The organism is Lacticaseibacillus camelliae DSM 22697 = JCM 13995 (genome assembly GCF_001436615.1).
In the GTDB taxonomy this organism is placed as follows: Bacteria; Bacillota; Bacilli; order Lactobacillales; family Lactobacillaceae; genus Lacticaseibacillus; species Lacticaseibacillus camelliae.
Genome location: NZ_AYZJ01000029.1, coordinates 92,526 through 114,548, shown reverse-complemented (window position 1 = coordinate 114,548; position 22,023 = coordinate 92,526). Strand labels below are relative to the sequence as shown.

At 56.5% G+C, this 22,023-nt stretch carries 18 protein-coding genes; 1 reads left to right on the top strand and 17 read right to left on the bottom strand.

Going from position 1 to position 22,023, the window contains the following annotated elements; translation table 11 throughout:
- Window positions 1-212: 212 nt before the first annotated feature.
- The 14 genes from alaS to ruvA form a co-directional block, all read right to left on the bottom strand.
- Window positions 213-2,852, bottom strand: coding sequence for an alanine--tRNA ligase (gene alaS, locus FC75_RS06570; RefSeq protein WP_056989454.1), 2,640 nt, complete (start codon window positions 2,850-2,852; stop codon window positions 213-215).
- A 259-nt stretch (window positions 2,853-3,111) separates the two neighbouring features.
- Entirely contained in the window at window positions 3,112-4,047 is a 936-nt protein-coding gene (locus tag FC75_RS06565; protein ID WP_054663063.1) for a hypothetical protein, read from the bottom strand.
- A 42-nt stretch (window positions 4,048-4,089) separates the two neighbouring features.
- Complete coding sequence (locus FC75_RS06560) at window positions 4,090-5,436, bottom strand: DEAD/DEAH box helicase (protein ID WP_056989453.1); 1,347 nt, start codon at window positions 5,434-5,436, stop codon at window positions 4,090-4,092.
- The gene (locus tag FC75_RS06555) at window positions 5,420-6,394 is read right to left on the bottom strand and encodes a DHH family phosphoesterase (RefSeq protein ID WP_056989452.1); all 975 of its coding nucleotides are present in this window, start codon (window positions 6,392-6,394) and stop codon (window positions 5,420-5,422) included. The genes FC75_RS06560 and FC75_RS06555 overlap by 17 nt, the downstream gene beginning before the upstream one ends.
- Window positions 6,391-7,716, bottom strand: a complete 1,326-nt coding sequence (locus tag FC75_RS06550) for a DRTGG domain-containing protein (RefSeq protein WP_056989451.1) — start codon at window positions 7,714-7,716, stop codon at window positions 6,391-6,393. The genes FC75_RS06555 and FC75_RS06550 overlap by 4 nt, the downstream gene beginning before the upstream one ends.
- Before the next feature lie 51 nt (window positions 7,717-7,767).
- Window positions 7,768-8,850 (bottom strand): DNA polymerase IV, encoded by a 1,083-nt coding sequence (gene dinB, locus FC75_RS06545; protein ID WP_054663078.1) that lies wholly within the window; start codon window positions 8,848-8,850, stop codon window positions 7,768-7,770.
- Between the two features lie 75 nt (window positions 8,851-8,925).
- Window positions 8,926-10,404, bottom strand: coding sequence for a glucose-6-phosphate dehydrogenase (gene zwf / locus FC75_RS06540; RefSeq protein ID WP_056989450.1), 1,479 nt, complete (start codon window positions 10,402-10,404; stop codon window positions 8,926-8,928).
- A gap of 30 nt (window positions 10,405-10,434) precedes the next feature.
- Window positions 10,435-11,079: a metal-dependent transcriptional regulator gene (locus tag FC75_RS06535; protein ID WP_054663060.1), complete on the bottom strand. Its 645-nt coding sequence runs from the start codon at window positions 11,077-11,079 to the stop codon at window positions 10,435-10,437.
- A 117-nt stretch (window positions 11,080-11,196) separates the two neighbouring features.
- Window positions 11,197-13,803: a bifunctional acetaldehyde-CoA/alcohol dehydrogenase gene (gene adhE / locus FC75_RS06530; RefSeq protein ID WP_056989449.1), complete on the bottom strand. Its 2,607-nt coding sequence runs from the start codon at window positions 13,801-13,803 to the stop codon at window positions 11,197-11,199.
- A gap of 255 nt (window positions 13,804-14,058) precedes the next feature.
- Window positions 14,059-14,445: a preprotein translocase subunit YajC gene (gene yajC / locus FC75_RS06525; protein ID WP_268872397.1), complete on the bottom strand. Its 387-nt coding sequence runs from the start codon at window positions 14,443-14,445 to the stop codon at window positions 14,059-14,061.
- Window positions 14,446-14,510: 65 nt separating this feature from the next.
- A complete protein-coding gene (gene tgt / locus FC75_RS06520) occupies window positions 14,511-15,650 on the bottom strand; it encodes a tRNA guanosine(34) transglycosylase Tgt (protein WP_054663056.1) in 1,140 nt (379 codons plus the stop codon).
- A gap of 360 nt (window positions 15,651-16,010) precedes the next feature.
- Window positions 16,011-17,045, bottom strand: coding sequence for a tRNA preQ1(34) S-adenosylmethionine ribosyltransferase-isomerase QueA (queA, locus tag FC75_RS06515; protein ID WP_054663053.1), 1,035 nt, complete (start codon window positions 17,043-17,045; stop codon window positions 16,011-16,013).
- Between the two features lie 9 nt (window positions 17,046-17,054).
- Window positions 17,055-18,056, bottom strand: a complete 1,002-nt coding sequence (gene ruvB / locus FC75_RS06510; RefSeq protein WP_054663050.1) for a Holliday junction branch migration DNA helicase RuvB — start codon at window positions 18,054-18,056, stop codon at window positions 17,055-17,057.
- Between the two features lie 21 nt (window positions 18,057-18,077).
- Window positions 18,078-18,653 (bottom strand): Holliday junction branch migration protein RuvA, encoded by a 576-nt coding sequence (ruvA, locus tag FC75_RS06505; protein ID WP_056989447.1) that lies wholly within the window; start codon window positions 18,651-18,653, stop codon window positions 18,078-18,080.
- Between the two features lie 202 nt (window positions 18,654-18,855).
- Here ruvA and FC75_RS06500 point away from each other — a divergent pair, with 202 nt between their 5' ends.
- Window positions 18,856-19,464, top strand: coding sequence for a TVP38/TMEM64 family protein (locus FC75_RS06500; RefSeq protein ID WP_054663047.1), 609 nt, complete (start codon window positions 18,856-18,858; stop codon window positions 19,462-19,464).
- 87 nt (window positions 19,465-19,551) lie between these two features.
- Here the strand turns inward: FC75_RS06500 and FC75_RS06495 are convergent, their stop codons facing one another.
- From FC75_RS06495 to FC75_RS06485, 3 genes are all read right to left on the bottom strand, one after another.
- Complete coding sequence (locus FC75_RS06495) at window positions 19,552-19,887, bottom strand: LPXTG cell wall anchor domain-containing protein (RefSeq protein WP_056989446.1); 336 nt, start codon at window positions 19,885-19,887, stop codon at window positions 19,552-19,554.
- Between the two features lie 5 nt (window positions 19,888-19,892).
- Complete coding sequence (locus FC75_RS06490) at window positions 19,893-20,861, bottom strand: WxLIP family cell surface protein (protein WP_054663041.1); 969 nt, start codon at window positions 20,859-20,861, stop codon at window positions 19,893-19,895.
- A 108-nt stretch (window positions 20,862-20,969) separates the two neighbouring features.
- On the bottom strand, window positions 20,970-21,695 hold the full coding sequence (locus FC75_RS06485; protein ID WP_056989445.1) for a WxL domain-containing protein: 726 nt from the start codon (window positions 21,693-21,695) through the stop codon (window positions 20,970-20,972).
- Window positions 21,696-22,023 lie beyond the last annotated feature (328 nt).

Below are 22,023 nucleotides of genomic sequence, written 5' to 3'. Positions count from 1 at the left end.
TTCAACACCTCTATCCCTTCCAGCTAGCCTCTATTTTACTTGAAAGCCGGTTAAAGTACAACGTTCCGTCAAGGCCGCCACGAGTCGCCTCGGGCTTGATGTGCCAGCCATTGCGGCCGTGCGACCAACGGCGTGTGCGTTACATTTTCATTGCAAACAAAAGCCGCGGCGCCATGACGCCGCGGCTTTTGAACTCATTCAGCCTTGTCACACTACTTAGCTGCCAGCGCCTCTTGCGCCTGCTTCAGGGCTGATGGGATCCCCTCTGGCTTCTTACCACCGGCCTGAGCCATGTCCGGCCGACCGCCGCCACCGCCACCGATGGCCGGCGCAATGGCCTTGATGAGGTCACCGGCCTTCACACCCTTAGCAATGGCAGCCTTGGAAGCGCCCACCAGCAGGCTGACCTTGCCGCCGTTGGCCGTCGCCAAGACCAGCACGTCAGACGCATCCTTATCGCGCCACTGGTCAGCCAAATCACGCAGTTCCTTCATGCCAGCCACCTTGAGCTGCTTGGCGATCAGGGTAAACTGACCGGCCTTTTCCGCATCGTCGAAGATGCCGGCCGCCGCTTCATTTGCGAGCTTGGCCTGCAAACCTTCGACCGTCTTCTGGCTGGCCTTAAGTTCCTGCTGCAAGCTTTCGACCTTAGCCGGGACGCCGTCCACGTGATCGATTTTAAGCGTCCGCGCCGTTTGGGCCAGCTCGTCTTGCTGCTTGGTCAGGTAGTCGTACGCCTCTTTGGACGTCACGGCCTCAATGCGCCGAATGCCGGCGCCAATTCCCGACTCGCCGGTGATTTTGAACAGGCCAAGCGCGGCGGTGTTGGTCGGATGCGTGCCACCATCGAACTCACGGTTAAAGTCCCCAATCGTCACAACGCGGACGGTTTCGCCGTACTTATCGCCGAACATCGCGATGGCGCCTTGCTTCTTGGCCTCTCCAATCGGCATTTCCTTCCACGTGATCGGCAGCTGCCGCCAGATCTGTTGGTTGACGACGGTTTCGACCTCCCGCAGCTGTGCTTCGGTGACCTGCCCAAAGTTGGTGAAGTCAAAGCGCAGATAGGTCGGCTCGACCAGCGAGCCCGCCTGGTGCGTGTGCTCGCCCAGAACCTGCCGCAGGGCCTGATCCAGCAGGTGCGTCGCGGTGTGGTTCATGGAAACCTTCTTACGCCGTTCGACATCGACCTTCAGGGTGTAAGTCTCGCCCTTCTTCAGGGTGTTTTCGACCTCAACCGTGTGCAGATTCTGGCCGTTGGGCGCATGCTGCACGTCAGTGACCTTGGCCACGACAGCGCCAGTGCCATCGACGATTTCGCCGTGGTCGGCCACTTGGCCACCCATTTCCGCGTAAAACGGGGTCTGGTCAAAAATCAGCTGGGCCACGCCGCCGGTGACCCGGTCTTGTTCCTGATCATCCTGAATCAGGTCAGTCAGCTTGGCATCGTCCTGCAAATCAGTCCAGCCAGTGAACTTGCTGGGGGTCTTGATGGCCATCAGCGTCTTATCCTGACTGCCCATCGACTGCGCGTCCCCGCGTGCGGCCCGCGCGCGCGTGCGCTGGGCCTCCATATTCTTTTCGTAACCCTTCATGTCAACGTCAATGCCTTGATCCTCGGCAATCTCCTTCGTTAGCTCAACGGGGAAGCCGAACGTATCAAACAGCTTGAACGCAGTTGCCCCGGGCACCACAGTTTCGTTATTGGCTTTCAGGTCCGCAATGGTTTGGTTCAGCAGGCTCAGCCCCGCGTCCAAGGTCTCGGCAAACCGATCCTCTTCAGACCGAATGACCTTCTGGATAAAGGCCTTGTTCCGGTTGATCTCCGGGTAATAGCTTTCCATAATGTCACCAACCACCGGCACCAGTTTGTACAGGAACGCATCCTTGATGCCCAGCCGGCGGCCATTGACGGCCGCGCGCCGAATCAGGCGGCGCAGCACGTAGCCGCGGCCCTCGTTGCTGGGCAGAGCGCCGTCGCCAATGGCAAAGGTGACTGTGCGCGCGTGGTCCGCAATGATCTTGAAGGCCACGTCGTCGCGGCCGCCGTTGCCGTAGGTCTTGCCGGCCGAAAGCTTTTCAGTCGCCTTGATGATCGGCAGGAACAGGTCGGTCTCGAAGTTGGTCTTGGTGCCTTGGATAACTGACACCAGGCGTTCAAGCCCCATCCCTGTATCAATATTCTTGTGCGGTTGGTCGACGTAGCGGCCGTCCGGCAAGTGGTTGTACTGAGAGAACACGATGTTCCAGATTTCCTCGTAGCGCTCGTTTTCACCACCAGGATAACTTTCCGGATCATCTTCCGGCAGATTGTTGAAGCTTTGACCCCGGTCGTAGAAGATTTCGGTATCCGGACCAGAGGGTCCTTCACCAATGTCCCAGAAGTTGTCCTCTACCTCGTAAATGTGCGAAGCCGGCACGCCGGTCTTCTCCCACAGTTCCTTGGCGTCTTTGTCCTTCGGGTAAACCGTCACGTAAAGCTTATCCTTGTCCAGACCAAGCCACTTGTCCGACGTCAGAAATTCCCACGCCCACGGAATGACCTCTTTTTTGAAGTAGTCACCAACACTGAAGTTGCCGAGCATTTCGAAAAAGGTCAAATGCCGCGCTGTTTTGCCGACGTTTTCAATATCGTTGGTGCGAATCGACTTCTGCGCATTCGTGATCCGCGGGTTCTTCGGGATCACCGTGCCATCGAAGTATTTCTTCAACGTCGCGACCCCGGAGTTGATCCACAAGAGCGTCGGGTCGTCCACTGGGATCAGGCTGGCACTGGGCTCAACCGAGTGACCCTTGGACTTGAAAAAATCAAGAAACATTTGGCGAATTTCGCCGCTTGAAAGTTTTTTCATGCTGTCCTCCTTGGCAAAAGAAAAAACACCGCTGCATTCCAAGGACGCTTGCGCGCGGTACCACCTTGGTTGCAACGATGTTGGTCGTTTACCACTTCATTAATTGATTATCGTCTTCAGATCAGGGAGCACAAACGTCTGTCCCTATCGCCTCACAGCACCCGGTGACTTTCTGAAAGTGGGCAACACGTTTGCATATCCTAACAAAGATTCATTATACGAACCGAGTTAGACGGTGTCAACAGGTCACCGGTCAGGCCTACTGTAGCTCGACCTTGGCGATTTTACGGTAGCGCATGGTCTTAAAGGCCCCAGGCCGCGTGCGATAAAACTGCGACAGGGGCAGCAGCGCTTGGACGGTTGCCCCGGCCGAAACAGCAGCGCTTTTGGCAAAGGCACTGCGCACCAGCTCGGCGCCTTTGCGCGCGACTGGCACAGTCAAGCCAAAACGGTTCGGCACGTACCGCATCCCCGCTTCGGGCAGCCGATTACCCCAGCCAAACAGCGAATCCAGCCCACCGCCCATCAGGTACTCGTACTCGCGCTCATCCGGCAAAGCAAAGCCAAACCCGGAAAGGCGCTTGACTAAACCCGCCTGGTCCCAGTCCCGCTTCACGGCAACCTGATAGGTGTGTTCGCCGGCCAGCCGCAACACCACGGTCGCGTTCTCCAGGCGAGGCGCAAACGCGTCTGCGCGAGTCGGGGTCAGCCCCGCCGCTTTTGGCCGCAGCAGTGCCAGCACCTGATTCTTGATCGGGACGTAGGCAAAATGATCGCCGGAAAACACCTGAGTTGTCAGGTCAATCGTCCCGATCACTTCTTCCCCTGTGTTGACGCTTGTACGCGCCACCAGCATCGGCGGCATATCTCGCACTGCCGCCGGACTGAGGTGCTGCTGCGCGGTCGTCTTGCTCACCCCAAGCGCGTTTAACGTCCCCTGCATCTCAGCCGGGATCGGCTGCTTGACGCCCAGCGCCACGTGCCGCATCCCTGGAATAAACCGGAGCCACTCCCCGCCAATCAGAATGTCAAAGGTGTTCAGGTGATTGCCGAAATAATCCACCGCAACTGGCATGATGGCATCAACTGAAAGCAGCGGACTGAGAAAGTAGCGACTCAGCTGGCTCGCAATAAAGCGCTGACGTTCAGGTGCCAGTGCGTTCCATTCTGAAAGCATCAGTTCAACTTTTGGCATGGGACCCTCCTTTAAATGCGATGGTTACCGGAGTAGCGACGACTACTGCTGCGTCTTTTTGGCCTTGCGGGCGGACCGGGCAGAATTGCGCTTCTCGACCCGGTTGTTGAACCAGGCCTCTTTTTCCGCCGCCTTGCGGATCTTCTTCTTGTAGCCTGGCATCTTTTTCTTGGCCTCCTTGGCGGCCATGCCGGCGATTTTGCCGGACACTGGGGTGGCCTTCTTCTGCCGGTGGATGCGGCGATTGCGATCATACGTGTCCACCAGCTCGCCGTTTTTCAGCGCTTTCGGGGTGAAGTGCACACCCATGTGCTCGAGCTCGGCGATTTGGGCTTCTTGCCCAGGCTCGTAAAGCGTGATGGCGGTGCCGGACTGGCCATTGCGCCCCGTCCGACCCACGCGGTGAATGAAGAACTCGTTGTCTTTAGGCAGCTCGGCGTTGATCACCAGTGATACCCCGTCGATGTCGATTCCGCGCGAAGCCAGGTCAGTGGCAACGACGTACTGGTACTTGAGCTCGCCGATCTGTTTCATCACCTGCCGCCGGCGCCTTGGCTCCACGTCGCCGTGGATCTTGGCTACTTTCAGGCCTTGATCCGTCAAGTACTTGTGAAGCGCGTCCACGTGCGTCTTGGTGTTGGCAAAAATCAGCACCAAGAACGGTTCCCCCATGGTCGCCAGCTTATAAATCAGCGCGTTGCGGTCGCGGGCTGGGACCTGAATCAGGTCATTCTGGACGGTGTCAGCAATCACCGTTTTGGGCTTGAGCTCGATCACCGTGGGGTTGGCCATATACTTTTTCAAAAACGGCTGCAGTTTTTGCGGAATCGTGGCGGAAAATACCGCCATCTGAAGATTCTCGCCAAACTGGCCGGCGATCTGGTCCACAGTCTCCAAAAAGCCCATGTCCAGCGTCATGTCCGCCTCGTCGACCACAAACATGGTCGCCGTGTATGCCGTCAGCGCGTGATCCGAGATCAGGTCAAGCAGCCGGCCCGGAGTGCCAATGGCCACTTGCGGCTGCTTGCTTTCTAGCTTACCTTCCTGGCGGCTCTTGTCCGTGCCGCCGACGTAACGCTGGATTCGCAGCTGCGGCTCAAACTGGGCCAGGTCGCTGGCGACTTCGTAAAGCTGATCGGCCAGCTCGCGCGAAGGCGCCGTGATCACAAGCTGCACCTCGTCTTTGGCCAGATCGATGCGCGACAGCAGCGGTAGCAAAAAGGCGTGCGTTTTACCAGACCCGGTCTGACTTTGGCCCACGACACTTTCGCCCCGCAGCAAAGCCGGGATCACTTTTTCCTGGATCGGCGTGGGCGTGTCGATGTGCTCAGCGTCCAGCGCCTTGAATAAAAATGGGGCTAACTGATATTGCTTAAATTGATTGGTCATGATGTCCTACTTTCGAAAATCCTGCGGTAAGCTCGTCTAGTTCTTTGGTGATCTGGGCAATCTCTGCTTGGTCCTCTGCCTTAGCCCCACTGGCGAGCGGATGCCCACCGCCGCGATGGGCCTTGGCCAGGCCATTAATGATTGGCCCCTTGGAGCGTAAGTTGACGCGGTAAGGCTCATCGCCTGCTTGCTCTACAAACAGCGCCCAGGCCTGGACTTCACCCAGTCGGCCCGGAGTGCCAACTGCGGCGTGGACCTCGTCAGGCTGCAGGCCGAGCTTTTCGGTTTCCGCAAGCGGGATTGTCACCGTCGCCGCGCCACTGTCTGAGATCGTCATGTGGTCGAATATGTAACTCTGCAACTTAGCCTGCGCAAAGGTCATCGCGTTCATGCGGTTGTTCAGGCCGGCCGGATCGAAGTCCTCTTCAATCAGCCGGGCCGCTGCCGCCAGCGTGTGCGGCTGCGTGTTGTTGAACCGGAAGCGGCCGGTGTCACCGACAATGCCTGCATACAGCAGGCGGGCGCTGGCCGCGGTCAGAAACAGTTTGCGCGTTGAACCCTGGATCAAGTCAAAAATCATTTCCGACACCGAGCTGGCATCCTCGTCGACCCACTGCAAGTCACCGTACGCGTCGTCATTTGGGTGGTGGTCGATTTTGATCAGCATGGCCCCACGGTCAAACCGGTCATCCGAGATGCGTGGCCGATCGGCAGTGTCGCACACGATCACCAGTGCGCCCTGGTAGGTGTCATCTGGCACCTCCTGCATCGTACTCAGCCAGTTCAGATCGCCGACCGGCCCACCGACTTGGTAGACATGCTTGCTGGGGTAGGCTTCGCGAATGGCCGCGGCTAACCCACCTTGAGAGCCCAAAGCGTCGGGATCCGGCTTCACGTGCCGGTGAATGATGATCGTAGCATAACTTTGAATGGCTTCTAGAATCTTTTCTTGAATCATCGTGTTGTCCTTTCCAATAACTGACAAGTGGTCAGCGCCAGGGCCGCCAGCATGCCGTCCGCTGACAGCGCCACTTCAAACACTGCGGTGTGCGAGTTCAGCTCCAACGTCTTCACTGCAATGTGAATCGTGGTTTCCAGCTGAATCGGGCGAAACGCGTGCAGTGAGAGTTGTTCAATCAACACGTTGCGGCGCCCCTGCGCGTTAAGAAAATGCGTCACGGCATAATTGACGATTTCATTCATGACGCCAAAGCTCAGCGTGCCCAGCTTGTTCATCATCATCGGAGTGGTCACCAGCGTGTAGGCCGCACTTTGCGCCGACTCGGAAGGTGCCGGCGTGACTGCCGTGGCAACCGAATCGGCAATCGTTGTCCCTTGAGAGTTGGTCCCAAGCTCCGCCAGCGCCGAGTACACCGATCCGCGCGTCACGATGCCCAGCAGCTGCCAGGAATCATCGACCACTGGCAGCACGGACAGGCCGTTGCCTTGCATCATGTGACCGACGGCAGTGACCCCTAAGTAAGGCCGCACCGTGATCGAATCTTTGATCATGACGCGCTCCAGCGCGGTGCTCGGCTTCTTGCCGGTCACCTGCTTTTTCCCCACCATGCCCACCAGGCGCCCGGCAGGCGTGACGATCGGTAAAGCAAAATCGCTGCGGCCGGCCCGCAACTTCGTGAAGTCCGCCACTGTCTGATCCGGCCGGCCGGTTTGGACCCCATCGGCCAGCGGCGTGTAAATAGCCGCAATCGTCAGGATATCCTGTTTGATGGCCTGGTCAGACAGTGCCCGGTTGATCATGGTCGCCACCGTGAACGTATCGTGCGTGGTTTGCATGACCGGCAGCTCCATCTCGTTGGCCAGCCGGATCACCCGGTCGGTCGTTGCAAAGCCCCCTGTGATCAGCACTGCGGCACCGTTTTGTAAGGCCAGCATTTGCGCGTCTTCTCGGTTACCGACGATCACCAGAGAATTTTTCGTGATGTAGCGCAGCATCTCGTCCGGCGTCATCGCCCCGATCACAAACTTGTCCAGGTGCTTCGCTAGTCCGGCAGAGCCACCTAAGATCTTCGCGTCGGTCAGCGATAGCAGGCCGCGAAAAGTCAGCGAATCAATATTGTTGAGCGGTTTTTGCTCGATGCGGATCGTCCCGACCCGTTCGATGGTTGACACCAGCCCTGTGGTTTCCGCCTCTTTGATTGCCCGGTAAGCTGTTCCTTCTGAGACGTGTTGCTCCCTGGCAACAGCCCTGACAGAAATCTTCGTGCCCACCGGCAAACTGCCGATGTAGGCTAGAATTTGTTCATGTTTGGTGGCCATAGACGACGCCTCGCTTCCTGCTTTTTCTGTAGTATAACACATGTCAAGCTGTTATACCGGCAGGTCGATATTCTCATACTGCTGGGGGTCAAGACCGGTCACCGTGATCCCGAGCAGGCGGATCTGCGCAGGCTGGTCCGTGTCCTGCGTCCACAGCTGCCAGGCCGCGTCGAGGATGGACTGCGCGGAGCGGAAATAATGGTCGGAAGTCTGGCGCCTGGTTTGCGTGTTGAATTCCCCATCCCGGACCTTCAACACCACAGTCTTGCCATGCATTTGCTTCTTGGCCAGGGCTTCAGCCACCATGCCCGCCAGCTTTTCCAGCTGAGCCCGCACCGCTGCCTCACTGGTCAAAAAGGCGCGGTAAGTCCGCTCCTTACCAATTGACTTGGCTGTGCGGACTAGGACGGGCCGGTTGTCGATGCCCAGCGCGTGGCGGTACAGCTCGTAGCCCATTTTTCCAAGCTTGGCGATCAGCCGGTCTTGACCATACGCACGCAGCGTGGCACCGTTCGTGATCCCCAGGTCCTGCAGCATTGGCGCGGTCTTTTTCCCGACCCCGCGAAATTCCTCAATTGGCAGTCGGTCCAAAAACAGCTGCGCCTGCTCCGGCAAAATCACTGTGCGCCCGCGCGGCTTGTTGTACTCAGAGGCCTCCTTGGCCAGAAATTTGTTGTACGACAAGCCAATCGAGCTGCTGAGCTGCGTCTGCTGACGAATCTGATCTTGGAGCCAAAGCGCCAGTTGAATCGTGGTGTTGAAATCATGGTTGGCCGTGACGTCAAGGTACGCCTCGTCCAAGGCCACAGGCTCGATCAGGTCCGTCACTTGGTGAAAAAGCTGATGGATCTGATCCGAAACGGCTCGGTACTTCTCAAAGTCCGGGGTCTTGAAGGTCAACAGCTTTTGCGGCACCAGCTTCAGGGCCTCGTTGGCCGGCATCGCCGAATGAACGCCGTACTGGCGCGCCACGTAATTCGCCGTGGTCACCACGCCTTTGCCGCCAGTTTGCCGCGGGTCATGCGCCATCACCAGCGCCCGGGGTTTGAGGCTGGGGTCGTCGCGCTCCTCGATTGACGCGTAAAAGGCGTCCATGTCGACGTGCACGATCTTGCGCGTTGTATCATTTTGCATTGGGATCTCAAGCACGTCGCCCCTCTCCTTTCCGGGCAAAAAGGCCGGCGCGCGGCCGACCTTGATCCATCATATTTAATCAGCCAGCTGCGTGTGCCGCGGCTGCCAATACCACTTATGATCACCGGGTTTGAGCAAGTCAAACGCTGCTTGGGGACCCATCGACCCCGCCTTGTAAGTGGGCATGGTCTTGTCATTCGCCCAGGCGCGGGTGATCACATCCACATAACGCCAAATCTGGGCCAGCTCGTTCCAGTGGTTAAAATTCGTCTGATCGCCGGCCAGCACATCGCCAATCAGGCGTTCATAGGCTTCCGGCGCATCGCTAACAGCCTGATCATCGTGGCGCATGTTGAGCCACTCGCGCTCAAGCGTGGCCGTCTCACCGAGTTTCTTGGCGTTGATCTCCAGCGTGTAGCCTTCGTTCGGCTCAATGTAAACCGTGAGCTGATCGCCAGGGGTGTGGCCGAACAGGCCGTCGCCGTCCTTAAAGGTGACCGTGACCTGCGTCGACTTGCGGGTCAGCCGCTTGCCGGTGCGAATGAAAATCGGCACGCCGGCCAGCTTCGGGTTGTCCGTCAGCATCTTCCCCGCCACAAAGGTATCCGTCAGCGAATCCGGCGCCACGCCGTCTTCTTCGCGGTAGCCAGGCACCTTTTTGCCATCCACAGTGGCAGAGGCATACTGAGCGCGGACAAAGTTCTGCCGTGCCTCGTCTTCGGTGTACCGGTGCAAGTCGTCGAAGGCCTTGGCCTTGACCGCGTGGATTGCCTCGGAAGTCAGCGCCTCAGGTTCATCCATAGTCAGGTAGGCGAGCAGCTGCATCACATGATTTTGCACCATGTCCCGCAGCGCGCCAGCCGTTTCGTAGTAACCGGCCCGCTCCTCGACCCCGACCGCTTCGGCCAACGTGATCTGAATATCTTTGATGTGATCCTTGTCCCAAACTGCCTTGAACCAAGGATTGGCAAAGCGCAGCGCCAGGATAGCCTGGGCCATGTCCTTACCCAGGTAATGATCGATGCGGTAAATCTGCTCTTCCTTAAACGTCCCGGTGATTGCGTCGTTTAGCGCCTTGGCGCTTTCGTAATCGTGACCGAACGGTTTTTCAATGATCAGCCGGTTGAAGCCGGTATTGGTCAACAGCGACTCCGACTTGAGGTGCGTCGCGATCGTGCTGAAGAACTTCGGCGCCATCGCCATGTAGTACAGGCGGTTGCCCCCCACTTCGTACTGTTCGTCCAACTTGGCCGCCAATTGTTTTAGGGTGACGTAGTGATCGGCGTCGGTGACGTCGTGGGATTGGTAATAAAAGTGCTTAGCGAAAGCGGCAATGGCATCTTGATCAGTGTTGCCCGCTTCTTTGACCGAATCACGCACGACCTCCTGATAATGGTCGTCGCTCCACGGCCGCCGCGCGGTCCCAATCACTGCAAAGTGGTCCTTCAATACCCCGTGCTGAAACAGGCCAAACAAGGCTGGGTACAGCTTGCGATGCGCGAGGTCGCCCGAGCCACCGAACATGATAATTACTGCATTGACTTCGTTACTCATAGTGATACTGCCACCGCTTTCAAAAAATGATTATAATTCAACAAAAATGTGCTCCGCACGGACCGGGTCAATGTCGAGCTCCTTGCCCGTCTCACGCTGCCGGATACGAATGGCCGAAGAGCTTTTGGCAATGACTTCAAAGTGGTCCTCGATCGCCAGTCCCAGACCGAAGACGTAATCGATCAGTCCCGGCTCGTCAACGATGCGCTCGATATGCCCTTGAGTGCCCACGTCGACCTGGCTCAGCGTGACGCGGCTTTGATCCAGGTAATGACCGTCGGCGTCGGGAATGACGCCGCCGTGCGGACAATACTTCGGGTTGCCAAGAAATTTCGCCATGCGATCGGCCATTTCCGGTGTCATCGCGTGCTCCAGCATTTCGGCTTCGGAGTGCACGTTATCCACCGGATAGCCTAAGTCTTCAGTCAAAAAGACTTCCCAAAGCCGGTGATTGCGCACTAAGGCCGCCGCCCGGCTTTGGCCGCTGGCGGTCAGCTTGATTCCTTGGTACGGCGTGTGGGTCACATAGTGCTGCTCGACCAATTTGGTGACCATCTCACTGACAGAGGCTGCCGAAACGTTCAGCCCGACCACAATCTGCTTGTTGGAGATCAGAGCCGTGTCACCGCCCAGTTCGAAAATCATTTTGAGGTAGTCTTCTTTATTTGGTGTCATACTCATCCTTACTTTCAGTTTATACACATTACCTATTATGCATGACTTGCACAAAAAAAACACGCCTTTCGACGTGTTCTTCCGGTTTCCCTAGACTTGTGTGAAGGCTTGAAATGGTTACTTGGTGCCCTCGCTTGAGGCGGTTCCTTCGTACTCATCGAGCACGATCTGCTTCATGTCGGCGATCAACGGCTCAACTGGGTTCGTGACCGTGCAATTGTCTTCGTAGGCCAGTTCGGCGATGCGATCAACGTTATCCAGCACGTCCTGCTTGGCGATACCCTGGTCCTTCAGGCTCATCTTGACGCCGACCCGGTGGGCCAAGTCAATGTATGCATGCGCAAAGGCTTCAACCAGCTCGGCGGTCGTGTCGCCTTTCAAGCCCAGGAAGCGGGCAATTTGGGCGTAATCTTCGTCGGCACGGAAGTAGTTGTACTTCGCCCATACGGCACGCTTCTTCGGCCGTGCGGCGTTGTAGCGAACGATGTGTGGGAAGGTGATCGCAATGCAGCGTCCGTGAGGCAGGTGGAAGGTCTGACCCAGCTTGTGCGCGATACTGTGGTTGATGCCCAGCAAGGCGTTGGCAAAGGCCATCCCGGCGATGGTCGAGGCGTCGTGCATCTTCGCTTTGGCTTCCAGATCGCCGTTGTAGGAGGCTTCCAAGTTTTCGAAGGCCAGCTTCAAGGCTTGCAGGGACAGGCCGCGCGTATAATCACTGGCCATGGTCGAGACAAAGCTTTCGGTGGCGTGGCAAATGACATCCAGCCCAGTGTCGGCCACAACCTTCGGCGGCACTGTTTCGATGAACTGAGAGTCAACTAGGGCAACGTCCGGGGTCAGCGCATAGTCGGCCAGCGGGTATTTGATCCCGGTGTCGGAGTCGGTGATGACCGCGAATGGGGTCACTTCGGAACCCGTCCCGGAAGTGGTCGGGATGCAGACCAGCTTAGACTTAGTCGGCTTCGGGAACTTATAAGTCCGCTTGCGGATATCCAGGAACTTCTGCTTGGCGCCGAAGAAGTCGCCATCGCCGTCGTAGAACAACCAGATGCCTTTGGCCGCATCCATGACAGAGCCGCCGCCGACCGCAACGATCGCGTCAGGCTTGAAGTCCTTTGCAATGGCTGTGCCCTTGTATACCGTGTTGGTCGAAGGATCCGGCTCAACGTCCAAGAAGGTTTGGATGTCGACTTTATTACTGCGGTTCTTCAGCACGTCTTCAACGATCCGGACATAGCCTAACTTCTCCATCCCACGGTCCCCAACAATCAGGACGCGGTCCAGGCCGTCCATCTTTTCGAGGTAACGAACCGAGTTGCGTTCGAAGTAAATCTTCGGCGGCAGCTTGACCCATTGCATGTTGTTGCGGCGCTTTGCCAGAGTTTTGATGTTAAGCAAGTCGATCGTCCCCACGTTGTGTGAAATTGAGTTACCACCGTACGAGCCGCAGCCAAGCGTCAGACTTGGAATCATTTCGTTGTACAGATCTCCGATCCCCCCGAAGGTCGACGGGCTGTTGACCAGCACCCGGCACGCCTGCATTTTATCGGCGTAATCCAGTGCCAGGTCCTGATCGGCGGTGTGGATGATGGCTGTGTGGCCCAGGCCGCCGATGTCGAGCATCGTTTCGGCCAGCGTGAACGCGTCCTCGTGGTCCTTAGCCTTCATCATGGCTAGAACTGGGCTCAGTTTCTCGTGTGACAGCGGGTAAGCATCCCCGACGCCCTTGAGCTCGGCAATCAGAATAGTGGTGTCTTGAGGAATCTCGATGCCGGCCCATTCGGCGATCTGCTGAACACTTTGGCCGACAATCCGTGGGTTGACCGCCATCTTCTCGGTGTTGATCACGGTCTCAGTGAACTTCTTCATGTCCTTTTGCTTAACAAAGTAAGCGCCCTGGGCCTGGAACTCTTTCTTAACGTCCGCGTAAATCGGCTCGTCCACGATAATGCCTTGCTCGGAAGCGCAGACCATGCCGTTATCGAAGCTCTTGGACAGCACAATATCGTTGACCGCCTGCTTGATGTTGGCCGTCTTTTCAATGTAGGCCGGCGCATTGCCCGCGCCAACACCTAAGGCAGGCTTGCCGCTTGAGTAGGCGGACTTGACCATGCCCGGGCCGCCAGTCGCCAGAATCGTCGCAATGCCCGGGTGGTGCATCAGGGCTTGGCAGGCCTCAATGCTTGGCTCAGCGATAAACTGCAACGCGCCTTCTGGCAGACCGACCTTCATCGCCTCGTCGCGAATCACTTCCAGGGCCTTAGCAGAGGACTTCTGCGCGCCTGGGTGGAAAGAGAAGATGATCGGATTACGGGTCTTGATCGCGATTTCCGACTTGAACATGACCGTCGAAGTCGGATTGGTGACCGGGGTGACCCCAGCGATGACCCCAATTGGCTCAGCAATCTTGGTCAAGCCGCGCTGCTTGTCCTCAGAAATGACGCCGACCGTCTTATCGTTCTTGATCGAGTGCCAAATTTCCTCGGTGGCGAACATGTTCTTGATGGCTTTATCTTCGTACACACCACGGCCGGTTTCCTCAACCGCCATCTTGGCCAGTTCCATATGGTGGTCCAGCCCGGCAATCGCCATGCGGTGCACGATGTGATCAATTTTGGCCTGATCATAGGTCTTCAGCACTTTGAGCGCTTCTTGGCCTTTTTTGACCAAGTCGTCGATCATCGCGTCGATGTCAGTTTGTGTCTCTGGCTTCTGTTTGAGCATTGATATCCCTCCACAAGTCTGTCAAAGTTTTTCGTTAACCATTTCACAAACAATAATATACAGGACCTATGTGAATTTGTAAACAAGTTTGAGTGAAAAATTTCACGGATTTGGTCTCGACCAGCGTTTATCCCCGGTAATAAAACATTTTCACAAAAAATTTCTTTAGTGACTGGATGAGCGTAACCGAATTCATTCATTAGATTTTGGCAAAAAAAAACTCCGCAACTGCGGAGTCTCGCTTCAGGCCTAAATTTACTTGTTCGTATCGTCTTGGTCATCGGCAGATGAATCGCCATCGCCTTCGGAGTACGGCTTATCGTCGTCACTGGAATCTTTAGCGGTGTTTGTCGTGGCGACCGGCGCCGGGGTCTCCCCTTGCGGCGTCACTGTGCGAATCGCCGAAAGGTTAAACGTCAGATAAACCCCGTCAAGATCCAAGTCTACCGTGTTATTGTTACGGTCGATTTTATCGATCACCCCGTGCAACCCGCCAATCGTGATGATCTTGTCGCCTTTTTTCAGGCCGCTAAGCATTTCTTGACGTTGCTGTTGCTGCTTTTTCTGTGGCCGCATCATGAAGAAATAGAAAAACGCAAACATGACGACGATCATTAGAATTGTAGATATACTTCCTGCCAAATTACGCACCTCGTTTTCTTATTGTTCATGGAACACTGTACCAAAGTTAAGGCTTGATAGCTAGTTCAGAAGTTCTTGGCGTTCGGCTTGAAGTACCCATACCGCGCGAAAAAGTCCTGCCGAAAATCGTTCAAAGCGTCTTCCGCGATTGCCTCGCGAACCTGCTTCATCAAATGTAGCAGGAAATAGACGTTGTGATAAGACGTCAGGCGCTCGCCGAAGCTCTCGTTTGCTTTGAGCAGATGCCGAATGTAAGCCCGGCTGTAATTGCGACAGGTATAGCAGTCGCAATTGTCATCAAGCGGCGTGAAGTCACGCGCGTACTGGGCGTTTTTGACGACCAGACGGCCGTACGACGTCATGACGGTGCCCTTGCGCGCAATTCGCGTCGGCAGGACGCAGTCGAACATGTCAATGCCGCGCAAAACACCATCGATCAGCGCATCAGGCGACCCAACCCCCATCAGGTAACGGGGCTTGTTGGCCGGCAGCATCGGCACGGTGAAATCGAGCACGTGGTTCATTTCCTGTTTCGACTCGCCGACGGACAAACCACCGATGGAGTACCCCGGGAAATCCAGGCTGACCAAGTCCTTCGCGCTTTGCGCCCGCAAGTCGCGGAAGCCGGCGCCCTGGACAATACCGAACAGCGCCTGGCGGTCGGGGTGTTGGTGGGCCTTGAGCCCGCGCTCAGCCCAGCGGCTGGTGCGCGCCACGCTTGCTTTAACGTAATCGTAGCTTTCAAAAAACGGCGGGCATTCGTCCAGACTCATCATGATGTCCGGGCCGAGTGCGTTTTCAATCCCGATCGCCTTTTCTGGGGACAAGAACATCTTGGCACCGTTCAGGTGGTTGCGAAAAGTCACGCCTTCCTCGGTGATGTCGCGATTTTTAGCCAGTGAGAACACCTGAAAACCGCCGGAATCAGTCAGCAGACCGCGATCCCAGTTCATGAACTTGTGCAGCCCGCCGGCTTCTTCAACAATGTCTTCCCCCGGCCGCAGCCAAAGATGGTAGGTGTTGGCCAGGATGACGCCGGCGCCCATCGTCTTGAGCTCTTCAGGGGCCAGCGTCTTCACCGTGGCCTGTGTGCCCACCGGCATGAACATCGGCGTCGGGAACGTCCCGTGCGGCGTGACGATTTCGCCAAGCCGGGCGCCGGAGTGCTTATCAATGTGTTTAAGGTGATATTCGAGTGCGGGCATAAAACCTCCTGGTAGACTTTGATTGCAGTGAGTAATGACACGGTGTTATAGTCACTACGAAGGACCCAGCTAGAGTGTCATACGTGATCGATTAATTCGATTAAGAGTTCCGCGCAGCGATGCGTTAAAAGAAAATCTGGTTGGTTGTCGTTTTCGATAGTGAGAATTTATCTGGGCCCTTCGCAATAAACCACGTGGTGCCGCCGCAGAGTGATCTGCGGCGGCTTTTTTAGGCTGCTGAGGTGAGCGTGCTTAGCTCGACGCATAGCCTAGCCTGGTGCGTGAGCCGCTTGCGGATCATGTGCCGAGCGTAGCTATGCGCTCGAGCGTTGCTCACCGAAGCGCGACTGCGCGCAGCCTTTACTTGTGAATATACATGGCATCCCCAAAGCTGAAGAAGCGGTACTTCTCCTGAATGGCGTGCTGATAAGCATTCAGAATGTTTTCGCGTCCCGTAAATGCCGCCACCAGCATCACCAGGGTGGACTTAGGCAGGTGGAAGTTCGTGATAAAGGCGTCGACGAGCTGCCACTGGTACCCTGGCTTAATAAAAATGTCAGTCCAACCGGAACTCGGCTTGATTGCGCCATGGAACTTGGTGCCAATCGTTTCCAGCGTGCGAATGGACGTGGTCCCAGTTGCGATGATGCGGCCACCGTTTTGCTTGACCTCGTTCAAGGTGTCAGCGGCTTCTTGGGAGAAGCGGTAGAACTCACTGTGCATCTTGTGGTCCTCGATGTTATCCTCGGAAACCGGTCGGAAGGTACCGAGGCCGACGTGCAGAGTCAGGTAAACCAGCTTGATCCCCTTGTCCTGGACCTTTTGCAACAACTCGGGCGTCCAGTGAAGCCCGGCCGTTGGCGCCGCTGCGGAACCCATTTCCTTGGCGTAAACCGTTTGGTACATATCCGGGTCATCAAGCTTGGCCTTGATGTACGGTGGCAACGGTGTTTCACCAAGTTTATCCAGAATTTCCATGAAAATGCCGTCGTAGTGGAACTCAATGATGCGACCGCCGTGGTCGAGTTCTTCCTTGACAGTGGCCTGAAGCAGGCCGTCGCCAAAATCGATGACGGTGCCAACCGGCGCCTTCTTGGCCGGCTTCATCAGCGTTTCCCACTGGTCGCCTTCCGTATTGTGCAAGAGGAGCACTTCCATGTGTGCGCCGGTTTCCTTCTTGACGCCGTAAAGCCGGGCGGGCATGACCTTGGTGTCGTTCATCACGACCGCGTCGCCGGGGTTCAGGTAGTCGAGAATATCGTAAAAATGCTTATCCTCATACGCACCGGTTTCGGCATTCAGCACCAGCAGGCGGCTGGCGTCGCGCTTTTTCAGCGGTGTTTGAGCAATCAGTTCATGAGGCAGGTCGTAGTCAAAATCTTCAGTAGTGAGCATGTTTTCTCCTTAGTGTTCTGTGAACGGAATGTTCAGGTGCTGATACCCGGCGCGGGTGACCATTCGACCACGCGGCGTGCGCTTGAGGTACCCGATCTGAAGCAGGTACGGTTCGTACATTTCTTCGATCGTCGCGGTTTCTTCGCCGATATTCGCCGCGATGGTGTTCAGCCCAACAGGCCCGCCATCGTAATCGCGGATCATCATCATGAGGAGTTTGCGGTCAATCGCATCCAGCCCGCGGTCATCGACCTGCAACTGATCCAGCGCGTGATCAACGAGCCGAACAGATAGCTCGGTCCCCTCAACTTCGGCAAAATCCCGAATCCGCCGCAGCAGCCGGTTGGCGATCCGCGGCGTGCCGCGAGACCGCCTTGCCACTTCGAGCGCTGCGCTGTCCGGCACGGCCATGTTAAAAATGCCGGCCGACCGCAGCACGATTTGCTTAAGCTCGTCCTCGTTGTAGTAGGCCATGTGCTCCGTGATGCCGAAGCGGTCGCGCAGCGGCGCCGACAGCATCCCTGCCCGCGTCGTGGCACCGATCAGCGTGAACGGCGGCAGCGGAAAATGAACGGGGTGAGCGGTTGGGCCTTCGCCAACGACAATGTCGATGTAAAAGTCCTCCATCGCCGAGTAAAGCATCTCTTCGACAATTTTTGGTAAGCGGTGAATCTCATCGATGAACAGCACATCGCCGGGCTGAAGCTCGTTGAGCAGCGCCACCAGATCGCCGGGCTTTTCGATTGCTGGGCCTGAGGTCGTCCGAATATGCACCCCCAACTCGTTGGCAATCACCAGCGCCAGCGTCGTTTTCCCTAAACCAGGGGGCCCGTACAGCAGGACGTGATCCATGGCTTCCTCGCGTTTGAGCGCCGCCTTTATGTACACTTCCAGCTGCGACTTCACCGCCGTTTGGCCGATGTAGTCGCTCAACTGATGCGGACGCAGGCTGCGCTCAACCGCATCGTCTTGACTATCTGCGTCCTTAGACACGATCCTATCGTCAGCCACGTTGTCCCTCCTCTCTCCTCGTTAACTCAACAGTTGCAAACCGCGGCGCAGGTAACCATCGGTCGTGGTTTCACCGCTGGCCGCCAGCTTGTCGGCCAACTTGTTCACGGCCTTTTCTTGGTACCCAAGTGCAACCAGTGCTGCCAAGGCATCAGCCAATTCTGGGGCAACATCCGGCGCCTTGGCCGGTGCAGGCTGCGCAGTCAAGGCCAGCTTGCCCTTCAGATCTAAGATGATCTGCTGGGCCGTTTTTTTACCGATGCCGGGAAACTTGGTCAGGTAACTGACATCGCCGCTTGACACCGCTTGGCCGAGGCCGTTGGTGTCCGTATTGGCCAAAATGGCCAGCGCTGATTTGGGGCCGATCCCGGTGACGGTCAGCAGCTGGTTAAACGTGCGTTTCGCCTCTTCCGACTCGAACCCGTAAAGCGCCTGGTCATTGTCGCGAATGATGTGCTGCACCCAGATCTTCGCCTTCTGGCCCGGCGTGTAGGCGTAGGGATTTCCCATCAGCAGACGGTAGCCGATGCCGTTCACGTCGAGGACCACATAGCCCGGCTCGGTCGCGGCGATGATTCCGTTCATATATTCGTACATATTGTCCTCACTTGCTAGTTTTGATGTCATTCTAGTTTACCATATTGCGCAAGCCCTGGTTGGGCGCTGGTGACGAAATTGTTCGCTGCTGGCAAACGCCGTGACGGCGGCCTCCGTCCGAGGTCTGATGGCTTGTCAGCCCCACGCGAGTACCCAATCAATACTCAGGCTGTTAAAATGACGATGACAGAAAGTTTAGGAGGTGGGGAAGACGAGCGAGACAACCTCAAGACGATTAATCAACCTCACTGCGCTGTGCTCAGTGGTGGCAATCGTGTTTGTCACGATCTACTGGTATCGCATCGGGGTGTTCCACGATTTGGCCAGCCTTCATGCCTACATCAACTCCACCGGGCTGATTGGACCGCTGATTTTCATCCTGATTCAGGTCGTCCAAGTGGTCATCCCCATTATCCCCGGAGGCGTCAGCACTGCCGCCGGCGTCATCTTGTTTGGACCATGGCAAGGGTTTCTGTACAACTATATTGGCATCGTGATTGGGTCCTTCATCAATTTCTTTCTGGCCCGCAACTACGGTAAGCCCTTCATTTTGCACATTGTGTCGGAAAAAGTCTTCGACAAGTACATGGCCTACGCGAAAAATCAGCAGAAGTTCGACACGTTTTTCGCCATTGCAATCGTCGCACCAGTTGCCCCGGATGATGTCCTGTGCCTGATTGCCGGCCTGACCCACATGAAGTTCAAGTTTTTCGCCTGGGTCATCATCCTTGGCAAGCCGATCACCATTGCGGTATACAGCATGAGCCTGGTGTTCGGTGCCCACTGGCTGCTGCACCTCTTTCACCGCTGACCCATGACCAACGTAAAACACGACCCACCGTTTCTTTCGGTGAGTCGCGTTTTTTGACTTCGGACCGGAACCGCGCATCGCCCATAGTCACTGCGCCGCGGAGGCCAGCGCTCGCTTCGCCTGCGTCTTTCGCCAAAAGACGTAAAGGCCAAGTCCCACCACCAGCAGCAAGCCCGCCACCGTCAAGCGGAGAGGCTCTGTCTCACCAGTGGCGGGTGACGACGATGATCGATCAGTGATGGTTAGGGTTGGGCGCGGTGGCTGTTCCATCGGTGCAGCCGGCAGCGGCACCGGGCCAGGCGCACCCTTCAGGGCAAACGTCGCCACACTTTGCTGAGTTACTGCAGCTTGGGACAGCTGAGCCCCACGCACCGCAACGGCGACTAGCAACACCAGAGCACTTGCGATAAACCACTTGCGCATTTCTTTCACCTCCGAGAGCGGCGGCCGCGCCACCACCCAATCAGACCCCCAACCACCACGCCGAAGGCCAGCACCCATAACCACGGCCACAAGTCAGTACTTTTTTGCGCAGACAAAGTGCCCGGCTTGGCAGACATTGGCTTTTTAAGCGAGAAGGCACGGGTGAAGCGCCACTTGTATGCGCCGGCCGTCGCAGCGATCACCAGTTGATACTCGCCAGGCTCAAGCCCCTTTGGCGGCGCGATTTGATAGTGAAAGGCCGAGTTCGGCGCCATTGCATAATTGGTGGTCAGTTGTTGAAGCACCGGTTTGGTCTTACCAGCTGGAATCACTTCTGTCTGTAACTTTAATTGGCCAAATAAGCGCGGCGCCGCATTTTGAATGGTGGCCTGCACACTTTCGGGCTTGGCTTTGACGCTCACCAAATGCAGCACTGGAGGGGCTAATTTCTCACTGGTCTGAAGCTGGACCGCCACGACCATCGAAAACCGATTGGTCACCGCAAACCCACTCGCCGACGCCGCGTCAGATTCAGTCAACTCTCGCACGTATATTGCACCGAGAACCTGCCCGGCAAACCCGTTTGCCGGTGGGGTAACCTGAAACGTGACTTTGCGACCTTGGTGGGCGGCCAAATCGATTCTGATCGGTTTGGACCCAATCGCGGTCAGTTGAACTTCTGCAGACTCATCCTTGTCTTGATTGGGCTCGTAGCCCACCTGGCCATTGTCCTGCGTGAAAGCATTAGTGAGCGATAGTTCCAGCTTTTTGGCTTGATTGGCCTGATTCCCGACCGCGACCGTTAAATCCTGCTTCTGCCCTGGTTTGACTAACAAATTGAACCACCCGGTATTCCCACCAAGCTGGTTGGCTGGCAGCTCGGGCGTCACCGTAAACCCCGCTCCCTCGGCCAGCACTGAGCGACTTGGCGCAATGAGCCAAACGACTATCAGCACCCACCACCATTGCCGCATTACAATCCCTCCTACCGAAAAACTGGGACTAACTCAGCAGGTCTGCCCCAGTTCGACGTGCTTATATCGATACAGCCACTACAGTGAATAAAAAATGTCAGGCCAAGTTCAGCCTTGGGTGTCGCTGCCAGAATCCGAATTGCCGTCATCAGATGGTGAGGTAGCACCCGGGGTGGCTGCTAGTGTCCAGACAATTTGGGCTTGGTAATCGCCTGCGACTGCCTTAGAATCTTTTTTCAGTACCAGTTTTGCATCATTGACCGTTGCTTTGGTCGCGCCCGCACCGTAGCCGTTAGTCGGGTCAAGAATCGCGCTCGCCTCAGTGGCAAAGTTGCCTTCACCAAGATCAGCGGCGTAGTTGTCCGCCGCCACGGCACCGGTTAATGTGAGGCTTGCTGCCTTCAGGGTGGCTGCGCCAGAGAAGTCACCCAGCTTTGCAGTTAGCGTCCAGCCGGCATTTGTGCCGCGATAGTCGATCACCTGAATCAGTTTCTCAGGGTTTCCGTCGTAACCTTGGTTATTCGAGGCAACGTCGCCACCTGCCAATGCCAACGGCGTGTCTGCCTTGATCAAATCTGCAACCTTGCCCGGCTTAAAGCGAAGATTTGGTACTGCTTTCAGTGACAGCGTTCCCGGCGTAATCTCAAACTGCGCTACACTATTTGCTTCTGCCGTTTGCCCGTCAGCGGTCAATTCAAAACCTTTCCCTGCAGTCGTCAGATTACTGGTCGTCGATTCTCCAGGCCCGATGTTGGCCGCCTTGATTGTCATTGGGGCACCACTGGCGATCAATGCCGCCCCAATCGTGCCAAGAAACCATGTTGCTTTTTTCATTTACGCTCCCCCTTGAACTTTAACCGATTGGATACTTAATGCAGGGACCACTGCCTGCTCTCAATCAACGATCGCGGTATCCGCGTCCACGACAGATTTTTGAGTTGCAGCTCGCGTCAAGACCACTTGCATAACCCTATTGACCCCCTCTGCCTGCGCCGCCAGGACGAGTGACAATCGTCACAAGCACTTCCTCCCTGGCCGCTATCGGTGCAGAGGTGAGCACCACCTCCTTTTCGTCTGTCAAAAGCACCCCATCTCCGCTTGTGAGGCGAAAAAGGCATCTCGACTGTGAAGCCGTTTGCATCCGCCATAGCGCCGTCAGGAA

Coding starts and splice junctions, on each gene's coding strand:
- FC75_RS06555 (WP_056989452.1), bottom strand. CDS start 6,394: ATGATTCAAGAAAAGATTCTAGAAGCCATTCAAAGTTATGCTACGATC.
- tgt (WP_054663056.1), bottom strand. CDS start 15,650: ATGCCCGCACTCGAATATCACCTTAAACACATTGATAAGCACTCCGGC.
- FC75_RS06560 (WP_056989453.1), bottom strand. CDS start 5,436: ATGACCAATCAATTTAAGCAATATCAGTTAGCCCCATTTTTATTCAAG.
- FC75_RS06495 (WP_056989446.1), bottom strand. CDS start 19,887: ATGCGCAAGTGGTTTATCGCAAGTGCTCTGGTGTTGCTAGTCGCCGTT.
- FC75_RS06565 (WP_054663063.1), bottom strand. CDS start 4,047: ATGCCAAAAGTTGAACTGATGCTTTCAGAATGGAACGCACTGGCACCT.
- zwf (WP_056989450.1), bottom strand. CDS start 10,404: ATGAGTAACGAAGTCAATGCAGTAATTATCATGTTCGGTGGCTCGGGC.
- FC75_RS06490 (WP_054663041.1), bottom strand. CDS start 20,861: ATGCGGCAATGGTGGTGGGTGCTGATAGTCGTTTGGCTCATTGCGCCA.
- ruvA (WP_056989447.1), bottom strand. CDS start 18,653: ATGTACGAATATATGAACGGAATCATCGCCGCGACCGAGCCGGGCTAT.
- alaS (WP_056989454.1), bottom strand. CDS start 2,852: ATGAAAAAACTTTCAAGCGGCGAAATTCGCCAAATGTTTCTTGATTTT.
- FC75_RS06550 (WP_056989451.1), bottom strand. CDS start 7,716: ATGGCCACCAAACATGAACAAATTCTAGCCTACATCGGCAGTTTGCCG.
- dinB (WP_054663078.1), bottom strand. CDS start 8,850: ATGCAAAATGATACAACGCGCAAGATCGTGCACGTCGACATGGACGCC.
- FC75_RS06485 (WP_056989445.1), bottom strand. CDS start 21,695: ATGAAAAAAGCAACATGGTTTCTTGGCACGATTGGGGCGGCATTGATC.
- FC75_RS06535 (WP_054663060.1), bottom strand. CDS start 11,079: ATGACACCAAATAAAGAAGACTACCTCAAAATGATTTTCGAACTGGGC.
- adhE (WP_056989449.1), bottom strand. CDS start 13,803: ATGCTCAAACAGAAGCCAGAGACACAAACTGACATCGACGCGATGATC.
- queA (WP_054663053.1), bottom strand. CDS start 17,045: ATGCTCACTACTGAAGATTTTGACTACGACCTGCCTCATGAACTGATT.